At 68.7% G+C, this 12,190-nt stretch carries 13 protein-coding genes; all 13 read right to left on the reverse strand.

Features of this window, described 5'->3' with window-relative positions; translation table 11 throughout:
* Nucleotides 1-142 precede the first annotated feature (142 nt).
* The 13 genes from ACWGID_RS34195 to ACWGID_RS34255 all read right to left on the reverse strand — a co-directional run bounded on the left by ACWGID_RS34195 (nt 143) and on the right by ACWGID_RS34255 (nt 12,167).
* The gene (locus ACWGID_RS34195) at nt 143-1,483 is read right to left on the reverse strand and encodes a glutamate-1-semialdehyde 2,1-aminomutase (protein WP_452203473.1); all 1,341 of its coding nucleotides are present in this window, start codon (nt 1,481-1,483) and stop codon (nt 143-145) included.
* Nucleotides 1,480-2,028, reverse strand: a complete 549-nt coding sequence (locus tag ACWGID_RS34200) for a dTDP-4-dehydrorhamnose 3,5-epimerase family protein (RefSeq protein ID WP_452203474.1) — start codon at nt 2,026-2,028, stop codon at nt 1,480-1,482. Before ACWGID_RS34200 ends, ACWGID_RS34195 begins: the two co-directional genes overlap by 4 nt.
* Nucleotides 2,029-3,297 carry a polysaccharide pyruvyl transferase family protein gene (locus tag ACWGID_RS34205; RefSeq protein WP_452203475.1) on the reverse strand — a complete coding sequence of 423 codons (1,269 nt, stop codon included), beginning with the start codon at nt 3,295-3,297 and terminating at the stop codon, nt 2,029-2,031. It lies immediately after the preceding gene.
* Nucleotides 3,294-4,244 (reverse strand): glycosyltransferase family 2 protein, encoded by a 951-nt coding sequence (locus tag ACWGID_RS34210; RefSeq protein ID WP_452203476.1) that lies wholly within the window; start codon nt 4,242-4,244, stop codon nt 3,294-3,296. The genes ACWGID_RS34205 and ACWGID_RS34210 overlap by 4 nt, the downstream gene beginning before the upstream one ends.
* Nucleotides 4,241-5,512 (reverse strand): hypothetical protein, encoded by a 1,272-nt coding sequence (locus ACWGID_RS34215; RefSeq protein WP_452203477.1) that lies wholly within the window; start codon nt 5,510-5,512, stop codon nt 4,241-4,243. The genes ACWGID_RS34210 and ACWGID_RS34215 overlap by 4 nt, the downstream gene beginning before the upstream one ends.
* A gap of 2 nt (nt 5,513-5,514) precedes the next feature.
* Nucleotides 5,515-6,228, reverse strand: coding sequence for a class I SAM-dependent methyltransferase (locus ACWGID_RS34220; protein WP_452203478.1), 714 nt, complete (start codon nt 6,226-6,228; stop codon nt 5,515-5,517).
* The gene (locus ACWGID_RS34225; protein WP_452203479.1) at nt 6,225-7,376 is read right to left on the reverse strand and encodes a class I SAM-dependent methyltransferase; all 1,152 of its coding nucleotides are present in this window, start codon (nt 7,374-7,376) and stop codon (nt 6,225-6,227) included. The genes ACWGID_RS34220 and ACWGID_RS34225 overlap by 4 nt, the downstream gene beginning before the upstream one ends.
* A complete protein-coding gene (locus ACWGID_RS34230; protein WP_452203480.1) occupies nt 7,370-8,035 on the reverse strand; it encodes a PIG-L deacetylase family protein in 666 nt (221 codons plus the stop codon). The genes ACWGID_RS34225 and ACWGID_RS34230 overlap by 7 nt, the downstream gene beginning before the upstream one ends.
* Entirely contained in the window at nt 8,035-8,889 is an 855-nt protein-coding gene (locus ACWGID_RS34235; protein WP_452203481.1) for a glucose-1-phosphate cytidylyltransferase, read from the reverse strand. The genes ACWGID_RS34230 and ACWGID_RS34235 overlap by 1 nt, the downstream gene beginning before the upstream one ends.
* 20 nt (nt 8,890-8,909) lie before the next feature.
* Complete coding sequence (locus ACWGID_RS34240; RefSeq protein ID WP_452203482.1) at nt 8,910-10,142, reverse strand: class I SAM-dependent methyltransferase; 1,233 nt, start codon at nt 10,140-10,142, stop codon at nt 8,910-8,912.
* Entirely contained in the window at nt 10,142-11,203 is a 1,062-nt protein-coding gene (locus tag ACWGID_RS34245) for an NAD-dependent epimerase/dehydratase family protein (protein WP_452203483.1), read from the reverse strand. The genes ACWGID_RS34240 and ACWGID_RS34245 overlap by 1 nt, the downstream gene beginning before the upstream one ends.
* A gap of 137 nt (nt 11,204-11,340) precedes the next feature.
* Nucleotides 11,341-11,832 carry a hypothetical protein gene (locus ACWGID_RS34250; protein WP_452203484.1) on the reverse strand — a complete coding sequence of 164 codons (492 nt, stop codon included), beginning with the start codon at nt 11,830-11,832 and terminating at the stop codon, nt 11,341-11,343.
* Nucleotides 11,829-12,167 (reverse strand): hypothetical protein, encoded by a 339-nt coding sequence (locus ACWGID_RS34255; protein ID WP_452203485.1) that lies wholly within the window; start codon nt 12,165-12,167, stop codon nt 11,829-11,831. The genes ACWGID_RS34250 and ACWGID_RS34255 overlap by 4 nt, the downstream gene beginning before the upstream one ends.
* Between the last annotated feature and the right edge of the window lie 23 nt (nt 12,168-12,190).

Here is a 12,190-nt window from a genome sequence, read left to right on the forward strand (position 1 = left end):
GGTGTTCGGTGATGTCGGCGTCTAATGGGTTGGATTGATTTTGACCCCCCACACACACCGGGGGACTCACGTCCCCGGTTCTCTTGGATCTTTCCGCCTCGGTCGGTACCTCGGCGGGCGTGGCCCCCCCGGCCACGACGTCTCAGATGTAGCGGCGGAACACCGGCTTGACGGGACGGCCGCCCAGCCACGGTGTCGGACCGCCCGCGTCGAGCGCCTGGCGGTAGACGGCGCACGCCCCGGCGACGACGTCGACAGTCCTGTTGATGTCCTCGTCGGTCAGCGCGCTACTGACCACGAAGGACGGACCGATGACCCCGCCGAGAATCAACTCGCGAAGGAACAGCGTCCGGTACGGCTGCGACGGCTGGAGCTGCTCGTCGAGCGTGGCGAAGACCAGGTTGCTCGCCCGGCCACGGACGAGAACGTGGTCCTGAACGCCCGCCGCCACGGCCACCTCGCGCACGCCCTTGGCCAGTCGCTCGCCGCGCTCGTGCAGCCGCGCCGAGATGTCCTCCTCGGCGTAGACGTCGAGCACCGCGATCGCCGCCGCGAGGGCATGAGTCTCGGCGCCGTGCGTCGTGGACAGCAGGAACACTCGTTCGTTGCCGTCCCGCAGGCCGCCGCGTTCCATGTACTCGCGCTTGCCGGCCAGGGCCGACACCGAGAAGCCGTTGCCGAGCGCCTTGCCGAAGGTGGAGAGGTCGGGCGCCACGCCGTACAGGCCCTGGGCGCCGGCGGCGGAGAAGCGGAAGCCGGTGATCATCTCGTCGAAGATCAGCAGCGCGCCGTACCGGTGGGCCAGGTCGCGCAGGCCCTCGAGGTACCCGGCCGGCGGGTCGTGCTGGGTCGCGGCCTCGAGGATCAGGCAGGCGATCTGGCCCTCGTTCCGGACCAGCAGTTCCTCGGTCGCGGCGAGATCGCCGTACGGGAAGCCGACGGTGAGCCCGCCGATCTCCTCGGGGATGCCGGCGTTCATCGCGGTGCGGGCGATGAACCAGTCGTCGATCGAGAAGAACGCGTGGTCGGAGCACAACGCGATCAGCGGGCGGCCGGTGACCGCGCGGGCCAGCTTGACCGCGGCGGTGGTGGCGTCCGAACCGTTCTTCGCGAACTTCACCATCTCGGCGGTCGGCACCGCGGCGAGGAACCGCTCGGCCGCCTCCAGTTCGACGATGCTCGGGCGGACGAAGTTGTTGCCCCGGTCGATCTCCCGCCGGACCGCCTCGACCACCTTCGGGTGCCGGTGGCCGAGACTGACCGCGCGCAGACCGGAGCCGTACTCGATGTACTCGTTGCCGTCCACGTCCCAGACGTGCGCGCCGTCGCCGTGCGAGATCACCGGCGCCATCTCGTACGGGTACTGGTCCTCGCCCTTGGCGTAGGTGTGCGCGCCGCCCGGGATCAGGTCGTGCAGCCGCTTGTTCGCCTCGGTGGACCGGGTGAACGACTTCGTGAACGGCTTGGTGAATGCCTTGGTCATGTCAGCCTCGCAGTCGCCAGCGCGAGTGATGGAGCGGCCTTGTCACGCTCGGACATCAGCGTGACGGGCAACGGCCACGGGATGTCCAGGTCCGGGTCGTCGTACCGGATCGACACGTCCTCGGACGGGTCGTGGGCACGGTCGATCCGGTAGGACACGTCCGCCGGTTCGGTGAGCGCCTGGAACCCGTGCGCGCAGCCGGCCGGCACGTAGACGGTGACCTGGTTGTCGCCGGTCAGGTCGAAGACCTCCCGGTTGCGGTACGTCGGTGACTCCGGGCGCAGATCGATCACGACATCGAACACCGCGCCGTACGAGCACCGCACCAGCTTGGCCTCGCCCGCGCCGGCGCGGATGTGCATCCCGCGCACCACGCCGCGCCGCGAGCGGGAGATGCTGTCCTGCACGAACGCGTCCGGGTCCAGCCCGGCGGCCAGAACGATGTCCCGGTCGAACGTGCGCGAGAAGAACCCGCGCTCGTCGCGGTGCGGCGCCGGCCTGAACAGCAGCGCCCCCGCGATCCTCGGTACGTCGATGACGTCCATCTACTCCCCCCGTTCGGTGCTGACCGCGACGCGCGACGCCTCCCCGAACAACGCCGCGGAGAGGACGTCGTACTGCGCCTCGAGTGCCGCGACGTACTCGGCGTTCCGGGCCTGCATCGCCGGGACGACGCTCGCCGTCCGGGACTCGAGCGCACGGAACTGGTCGATCAGCCTGGCCACGTCGAGACCCTGGATCGGCTGCCGGAACTCAGCGAGCCGCATGTCCTCCATCAACGAGTCGCTCTTGATCCCGTAGCTGATCGAGATCGTCGGCTTCGACAGCATCAACGCCGACACCACGTTGTGGTACCGCGACGCCACGACGATGTCGACGCCGGCCAGTTGCTCCAGCAGTCCGCCGAGCGTCTCGGCCGGCTCGTTGAAGAACCGTTCGTCGACCAGCTCGGGCCGGCTCTTGCGCAGGTCGTCGTACACGGCGTCGACGACTGCCTGGTCGCTCGGATCCCCGGTGACGAGGCGGATCCGGTACCCCGCGTCGACGAGCCAGCGGGCGAATTCGATGATCTTGGCGGTGTACGTCGCGTAGATGTCGTCGGCCCGGTCCCGATCGGCGTTGGTGCCGCGGTACGCCATCACGCCCAGACCGACGGTGCGCGGCGACGCCTGCTGAGATTCCGGGTCAGACTCCGGCACCGGTGGTCTCGGCAGCGCGAACGCGAGGTCCGGGTAGACCTGGTCCCGGCTGGTGTCCAGACCCATCGCCCGCATCGCGTCCCGCGAGTACTCGTCCCGGTACGAGCGGTACGACGCCAGTCGCGCCGCCGAGGTGTACAGCCAGCTCAGCGACCGCTCCCGCGCGACGTTCGCGCCGACGTTGACGAACGCGGTCCGTACCCCGGCCAGGCGGGCACACAGCACCATCAGGAACAACGCGTACGGCCAGCCCCACGGGCGGACCTCCATCGTGGTCTCGAGGACCCCCATGCCGGGCACGATGATCACGTCGTACTTGCGGACCAGGCGCGGCATCCGGCCGAGGTCGGCCACCTTGCCGAAGGTCTTCCGGACCACCGTCTCGATCCGGGACCGGCCCGGGCCGTGCTCCTGGAACCAGGTGATCGCGGCCGACGGGATGCCGTACTGGCGCTCGATCTCCTCCGGACCGGCGCAGATGCAGCTGATCCCTGCTTCCGGGTGCCGGCTGCGGACGTAGGCCAGCATCGCGTCGAAGGATCCGTGGTTGCCGAGGTTCCCGGAGCCCAAGAGACCGAAGAACGCCACCCGCGGTGACGCACCTGAGACGCTCATTCGTGCGAGACCTCCTGCTGCCGAACCACACCTGAACTGTCCGGGATCCTGGTCGGCGGCGTGGCCGGCAAGCTGTCCTCGATCCGGCCGCTGGACCGGCGGACCGCACGACTGGCCATCCAGCGCGCCAGGTGGCCGTAGCACTCCCGGCGGTCCGACGACGAGAGCGGAGCCCGGCGGATGCCGCCGACGAAACCGTTCACGTACTCGGTGACCAGCCGGACCGTCGGATGCTTCAGTCGGCTCGCCCGGCGCGGCTCCATGTTCGCGGACCGGGAACGGATCGTCGGCTTCGCCCGCTCGGCGCGGTCCGGGTGGTCGCGGCGGAAGAACAGCAGCTCGGGCACTTGGTGGAACCGTCCGTACAGCGCCAGCTCGGCCATGATCGTGCGGTCCGAGTGGTGGTAGCTGCCGTTCAGCGGCGTGCGGCGCAGGATGTCCGACCGCATCACGCCGTAGAAGTCGTCACCGCCGACGTCGAACAGCAGGCTGCGGAACCGGTCCGGTGCGTGCGGGTTCGCGGTGTCGAGCGGGTAGTCGACCTCGAGCACGATGTCGCCGTTGCCGTCGATGATCGCCTGGTAGGCGTGCGCGAGGACCAGGTACGGGTCCGCGTCGAGCGCCTCGATGCAGCGTCCCAACAGTTCCTTGCCGTACAGGTCGTCGTACGACGCCCACTTGAACAGCTCGGTGTCGGAGTGCTCGAAACACCAGTTGTGGTTCGGGGTGGCGCCGATGTTCACCGGCTGGCGGAAGTACTCGATCCGCGGGTCGGTGCGCTGGTACTCCCGGCAGATCTCTTCCGTGGCGTCGGTCGAGGCGTTGTCGGAGATGATCAGCCGGTAGTCGCCGTAGCTCTGCCCCAGCAAGGCGTCCAGGGACTCCGCGAGGTACTTCTCGCCGTTGTACACCGGGAGTCCGACGGTCAGCCGCGGTCCAGCGTTCATGTGCTCCTCATTTCCGGCATCTCCTGCACCGTGTCGAGCTCTGCTTCCAGATGTTTGCGCTCGCGGATCCCGACGCGCAGCGTGAACCACCAGACGAACGAGGCCAAGAACGTCGCACACGCGGCGCCCCAGGCCGATCCGAGCGCTCCGCCGATGGCCCCGCCGGTGACGCCGAGGACCAGGTAGAACGAGGACGCGCACAGTTGCGCCTTCAGGCTGCGCCGCGCGATCCCGAGCGCCCGCAGCCCCGCCGCCGCGCCGGTGTTGAACCCGGCCCAGGCCACCGACAGGGTGGCCGGCAGCACCAGCGCGGACGCGGTCAGCCAGACCTCGCCGAGCAGCGCGTGCCCCCACTTGTCCGGCAGCACGAACAACAGCAGCAGACCCCACGCCAGCGCGGCGACCGCCTGCGCCCCACCGAGCAGCAGGCAGAAGATCGGCAACGCCCGCACCGAGCGCCGCAGTACCCGGGCCGCTTCCGGTACGGCGACCAGGCCGACGCCGGACAGCACGATGAAGAACGGACCGAGCAGCATCTCGGCGCCGCGCACCGTACCGACGGCGGCGACACCGGCGAACGCGCCGAGACCGTACATCCGCAGCTGGTACGCGCCGCTCAGCGTCACGTTCTCGGTCAGGTACCGCAGACTGAGATCGTGATGGTCACGCAGCCAGTGGATCGCTTGCGTCACCCGCGGCAGGACGCCGGCCTGGAACCCGCTGACCAGCGCGGCGAAGACCCCCGCGCCACCCCAGGCCAGCACGAACCTGCTCACGCTCGGATCGCGCGCAGCGAGGTACAGCAACGGAACCAGCGCTGCTGCCCAGGTGATGTCACTGACGAAGGCCTTGCCGCCCTGGCCGGAGGCGAAGAACGCGAACCGCCAGCTGTCCTGCAGCATCAGGCCCGGCAATACGACGCCCAGGGCAACGAACGCGGATCCGGTCCCACCGCCGAGCGCCAGTCCGACGATCGCACAGATCACCCCGGTCAGTACGCCGACCACGATCGCCATCCCGGACGACTTCGCGACCGCGGTCCGCCAGGCCGGGCGCTCGACACCGCTGAAGCGCACCGCGAGCGGATCGGTCGCGAGGCCCCGCGAGATGTTGACCACGACGCCGTACGTCACCCAGGCCAGGCTGAACGCGCCGAACTCCAGCGCGCCGAGCGACCGGGCGACCACGCTGCCCACGACGAAGCTGACCAGGCTGGTCACGGCCTGGTCGGCCAGTCCCCAGGTGAGCCGTCGGAGGACACCACGCATGGTCAGGACCTCGATTCACTCACAGCGGGGAGTTCCTGGAGCTTCCAGAGCCCGAGCCGGCTCGGGTCGACGTCACCGCCGTCGGCGAAGGACTCCACCGGCTCCGGGAAGTCGAAGGGTGGCAGGCGGAGGTTCAGCCGCCGCCAGTTCCGCCCGGTGAACTGGTTCCGGTTGTGCTGGATCTCCGGATAGGTGTTGACCAGCAGCCAGTTCGCACCGGTGGCGCGGAAGTTCTCCAGCATTCGCGCCGCGTCCTCGAAGGAGACGTGCACGAGACAGTCCCGGCACAAGACCACGTCCGCCCGCGGCAGCTCAGCACGCGTCAGGTCGGCGACCTGGAACTGCCGGCGCCGGTCGCCGAACTGCCGCTCGTTCCCGGCGATCACGCTCGGCACGATGTCAACGCCGTAGTACTTCCGGACCGGGAGCTCGATCCGCCGCATCCAGTTCAGGTCGCCACACGGTGCATCGAGCAACGAATCGGCGCGCAGGCGCTTCAGCAGGTCGGGCAACTTCTCCCGGATGTCGACGGTGGCGCGCAGCTCGGAACCGGTACCGGAGCCCGACTCGTCGCTGGCCCACCCGGCCGACTCGTACACCTGCGTGAACAACGCCTCGCGCGAGGTGACCCGCCACCTCAGTCGATGGGCCACCTGCACCTGCGCGATCGCGGTCCGTGCCTTGCCGGCCAGCGACGCCAGACGAGCCTTCATCATGCCTCCCGCCTTTCCCTCTCATGCGGTTCGGGGAGCGGGACGAGGTACGACGTACCCCAGCCGCCGTCGGATTCGAGTTGGGCGATCACCTCGTCGGCGATGTCCCAGGTGAGAACAAGAACGATGTCCGGTCGCGCCGCCTTCAGCTCCGCGATCGGACGGATCGGCACCATGCAGCCGCCGGGGATCCGGCGGCCGTGCTTGCCTGGGGCCATGTCGACGGTGAACGGCAGCAGGTCGGTCGTCACCTTGCTGAGGTCGAGGAGCACCGGCGCCTTCGACGGAGCGCCGTACCCGAGCACTGTCCGGCCGGCGGCCTTGTGACGGGCCAGCTCGTCGTGCAGCGCGCCGGCGGCATGCCACGCCGCTTCCTGCAGACTGCCGAGCTGTACCTCGTCAGCGATGCCTGCCGCATCCTCGTCCTCAAGCAGTACAGCGATCGACCCGTCCGGCTTCGCGTCCGCGGTGTGCCGGAGCATCACCATCAGACTGCCGCCGAACATGTCCACCTGCCTGACCGACTCGACGGCCAGGCCGTGCAGGGCGGCGACGTTCCGCAGCGCGCGCAGTGACACGTACGCCCAGTGGCCGTGCCGGATGGTGTCGAACTGGTTGCCCACGAACAGCGGCAGCAGGTGGTGGAACTCCATCACCAGCAGACCGCCCGGCGCGAGCCGCTCCGCGCGCAGCTTCAGGCTCTCGCCGTACTGCGGCTCGTGCACGATGCCGTGGACGTCGACGACCAGGTCGGCCTTCTCGTCCGCACCGGCAAGGCGGGCGCCGGCGGCGTACAAGTGGTCGAGCCAGGAACCGCCGTGCGGGCTGCCGAACTCGAACACCACACCGCCGTTCAGCTCCGGGTAGTCGGTGAGGATCTCCTTGACCGAGGTCTCCGCGTGCGCGCGGCTGGTCGCCGACTCCACGGCCAGCGGCTCCTCGGCCACCTGCGCCTCGACCGGACCGAGTTGGACCAGCGTGCAGTTCCGGCACAGCCACAGCTCCAGCGGCCAGCGCGGATCAGGGCCCGGTGCGTCTTTGTCCGGAAAGTAGTCGGCGCACGGCTGTGCCCCCAGATCCACCACGGGTACGACGTCCTCGCCGCCGCACCCACGACACGTAAAGACCACGGCCTCCCCCTCGCTCACCATGTCAACGTTGCTTTGGCTGTGATGAAAGCTTCGGCGTAACGGGCCCGGCACTCCATGCCGCGGATCCGGGCCAGTCCGGCGAACACCTCTTCGTCGAACCAGTCGTGCGGGACCTGGGACGGGTACGCCTTGTGCAGCAGGGCGATCTTGTCCCGCAACTGCTCCTCGGACAGTTCGACGTACAGCCACGGCCGGCTGACGTCGCCGTCCCACTTCGGGATCTCGTAGTGCAGGACCAGGTGGTCACGCCACACCGTCGGCGCCAGCTCGGCGATCAGCCGGTGGTCCTGGTGCGCGTCGGTGCGGCTCGGCGCCAGCACCAGGTCGGGCTGCCGGCCCCCGTCGGACAGCGCGCCGCGAGCCGTTGCCTCGAGCAACTCCTTGGTCTCGTTCCAGAACGCCGGCAGCCGACCGTCCGGCAGCTCGGCCGTCGTCACAGTCACGTCGCAGTCGGGCAGGAACAACTCCGCCGCGCGGCGCGCCTCCTCGTGGCGATGCGGCGTACCGGTCGCGATCACGAACTCGGCGGACAGCTCCGGCACCGACTCGGCCAGCTTCAGCAGCGTGCCGCCGCAGCCGATCTCGATGTCGTCCGGATGCGCGCCGACCGCCACCAGATGGACCGGCCCGTCGATCAGGCCGAGCTCGAACGGCAGCATCAGATCGCCACCACGATCGGGTCGGAGCTGGTACCCAAAGGTGCCTTGTCCAGCACCTTGCTCTGCTGGTCGCGGGCCTCGTGGCTCCACAACGCCCACGGCTTCTTCCCGGATCGGTACAGCTCCTCGAGCTGGCTGCGTTCCTTCAGCGTGTCCATCGGCGCCCAGAACCCGTGGTGCGGGATCGCCTCCAGCTTGCTCATCGCGGCCAGCCGCGGGAACGCGTCCCCGACCAGGTCCTCGTCCTCGTGCAGGACGTCGAAGATGTCCTTCTTGATCACGAAGTACCCGCCGTTGATCCACACGTTCAGGTCGGCCGCCGACCGCAGCCCGGTGATCCGCGAGTCGGTGCCGAACTCGACCACGTGGAACGACGCCTGCGGCGGGACCGCGAGCAGGCTGGCGGTGATGTCGCTGGTCATCACGTGGTCGACGATCTTGTCCATCGGCGCGTCGGTCAGTACGTCGCCGTAGTTCGCCAGGAACGCGTCGTCGTCCTCCAGATACGGGCGGATCCGGCGCAGCCGCTCACCGATGCTGGTGTCGATCCCGGTGTCGACGAAGGTGATCTTCCACTCGCTGATGTCGGAGTCGAGCAGCTCGATCCGCTGCCCGCCCTTCGTCATCACGAAGTCGTTGGAGACCGTCTCCTCGTAGCGCAGGAAGTACTCCTTCACCGCGGACCCGCCGAAGCCCAGACACAGAATGAACTCCGTGTGCCCGAAATGCGCGTAGTACCGCATCACGTGCCACAGGACCGGCCGGTCGCCGATCGTCATCATCGGTTTCGGCGCGGAGTCCACCCCGCTGCGCATCCGCAGCCCGAACCCCCCGCAGAAGATCACGACCTTCATCTTTGAGACCCCCTGGCCTGTCAGATCACTTCGAGCTTCGGGATGGGTACGACGAACTTCGCGCCCCACTCCCGTGCGTAGCCGAGCTGGTGGACGATCTCCGCGCGCAGGTTCCACGGCAGGATCACGATGTAGTCGGGGCGCGTCTCGGCCAGGCGCTCCGGGGCGAAGATCGGGATGTGCGTGCCGGGCAGGAACATCCCGTGCTTGTGCGGGCTGCGGTCCACCGTGTACGGCAGCAGGTCCTCGCGGATGCCGCAGTGGTTCAGCAGCGTGTTGCCCTTGCCGGGAGCGCCGTACCCGGCGACCGACTTGCCGTCACGGCGGGCCTGAACCAGGAACTCCAGCAGGTCCGACTTGATCGTGAAGACCTCGTCGGCGAATCCCAGATGGCCCTCGACTGTGTGCAGGCCGGCGTCCCGCTCGTCCTGCAGCACCTTGCCGACCAGCTCGGTCGGCTCGCCGGCCGTCTCGACCGGTGTGCTGAACAGGCGCAGCGATCCGCCGTGGCTGGCCAGCTCCTGGACGTCGACGACCTTCAGACCGGCCTTCTCGAGCGCGAGCGCCGCGGTCTTCAGCGTCAGGTACTGGTAGTGCTCGTGGTAGATCGTGTCGTACTGGCGACGCTCGATCAGCCGCAGCAGGTGCGGGAACTCCAGCGACACCAGACCGTCGTCCTTCACCAGCGCCCGCAGGCCCTTCGCGAAGTCGACGATGTCCGGAACGTGCGCGAACACGTTGTTGCCGACGACAAGGTCCGCCTTGCCGTGCCGGCTGGCGGCGTCCTTGCCGGTCTCCTCGCCGAGGAAGTAGCTCTCGGTCCGGATGCCCTTCTGGTTGGCGATCTCGGCGATGTTCCCGGCCGGCTCGATGCCGAGCACCGGGATGCCGAGCGCGGTCGCATGCTGCAGCAGGTAGCCGTCGTTGCTCGCGGCCTCGACGATCAGGCTCTCGGCGCCGAGATCGAGGCGTTCCTGCATGTCGACGACGAACCGGCGCGCGTGCTCCACCCAGCTGGTCGAGTACGACGAGAAGTACAGGTAGTCGCTGAACACGTCGTCCGCGGCGACGTACGCCGGGAGCTGGACCAGCAGGCAGTTGTCGCAGATCCGCACGTGCAGCGGGTAGAACGTCTCACCGCTGTCGAGCTGGTCCGCGCGCAGGTAGCTCTCGCACGGCGGCGACATGCCGAGGTCGACGAAGGTCTGGGTCAGCTCGGCGCCACAGATGCGGCAGGCCAGTGCGTCCGCCATCAGTTCATCTCCTTCGGACCCGGGAACTGCGCGTCGGTCTGGCGGCGCAGCTGGTCGTCGACCAGGCCCGCGCCGAGCAGTTGCTGGATCCGGCGCAGCCGCACGAACTGCGCGGAGTTGAAGTCGTCGAGCGTGAGGCCGTGCCGCCGGTAGGCGTCGTACAGCTCGTCGACGCCCTTGCGGACCGTCCACTGCAGCTTGAGGTCGGGGAACGTGTCGTTGAGCTTGCTGAAGTCGACCTTGTAGTTGCGCAGGTCCGGGCCGGCGCCGTCGGCGATCGACAGCGTCGAACCGGGCACCGCCTCGCGGACCATCTCGGCGATGTCGCGCACCTGGACCACGTCCTCGGAACGGCCGACGTTGAACGCCTCGTCGTGGATCACCTCGCGTGGCGAGGTGAGCACGGTCAGGAACGCGCGGCTGATGTCCTCGATGTGAACCAGCGGGCGCCACGGCGTACCGTCGCTCTCCAGCCGAACCTGGCCGGACGTCAGCGCGATCGCGGTCAGGTTGTTGACGACGATGTCGAGCCGCAGCCGGGTCGAGGCGCCGTACGCGGTCGCGTTCCGCAGGTACGTCGGGCTGAAGCTGTCGTCGGCGAGTTTCGAGAGCTCCTGCTCGGCGAGCGCCTTCGTCTCGCCGTACGGCGTCACCGGGAACATCTCGGCGTCCTCGCCGACCGCCTCCGACCCCGCCGCGCCGTACAGGCTGCAGGAGGACGCGAACAGGAACCGCTGCACGCCGGCGTCCTTCGCGGCGCGGGCGACGTTCAGGGTGCCTTCGAGGTTGACGGAGTACGTCGCCGCCTTGTCGAGGTTTCCCAGCGGGTCATTGGACAACGCCGCCAGACACACCACCGCGTCGTACCCGGACAGTTCCGCCGCGGTCACGTCCCGCATGTCCCGCGGCGCCCGCGAACCGATCGGCTCCGGCCCACCCAGCAGGTCGCACCCCTCGTACAGCCCCGTGTCCAGCCCGTCCACCTGATGCCCGGCACCCCGCAGGAACGGCACCATCACGGCCCCGATATATCCCCGATCCCCAGTGACCAGAACCCTCATCCGACATCCCCTCACCCCGGCACAGCCCCTGTCGCCCAATACAGATCACCGGGAACGACCCCTGATACAGCCAAATCAGGATTCAGTTGAGAGCCATACCAAAACGCTTCAGTCCGCCCACGCCAAAGCGTCGGTCGTCAGGACGGGATGACGCTCACCGTTCCTTCGACTGGCCGGGGCCGGGGCCCGAGGGCCGGTTCACGTTTGCCTGGGGCGCGGCGGCCGGGGGTGGCGCCGTACCGGCCGGCGGGCTGTCGCGGAGGATCTGTTGCAGCACGTCCTGTCTGTGCGTTCGGGTCCCGCACCACGCGGCCGTTCTCGATCTTCGGCAGCGGTTCGAACTCCCGGTAGACCAACCGGTGCGACGGACGCGGGCACTCCGCCGTACCTCCTTCGTCGAAGACGTCGACCTTGATCTCGGCCGCGTCCCGCAGGTCGTGCGACGACGGGCCGTAACTCAGCTGCTTACCGATGTACTCACCCTCGCGACCGTCACGGAGCGCCGCCATCGCGTCCCGGAAGGCCACGAACTCGCGGCCGGCGTCGCTGTTCGGGTCCTGCTTCCAGGCGGCGTGCAGCCTGTTGATCTCCTGGCGCAGCTCGGGGTGAACGGTGAGCTGGTACTTCACCGTTTGTCATCGCCACCTTCGGGCTCGTCGAGGCCCCACTCCCGGAGCATGTCGTCGTACGGCACATAGTCCTCCGGGCGGGCGTTCGCGAGGCGTTCGCGGGTGAGGTCTTCCATCTTCCGGTCGGACTCGGCGTCTTCCTTCAGGCGCTCGTACTCCGCCCACTGGTCGAAGGTGATGACGACGCCCTCGGGGCGTGGCTCGTCGCCGAAGAAGACCGGCTCGGTCTCGCCGGTGCGGAAGAGCTGGAGGATCTTGCCCAGGCTCCGGCCCACGGTGCCGGTGTCGATGACGTGCAGGGTGTCACCGTTCGGAAGTTTGAACTGGGCTTCCATGTCTACTCCGATGTCCGCGGGCA

The organism is Kribbella sp. NPDC054772 (genome assembly GCF_053611945.1).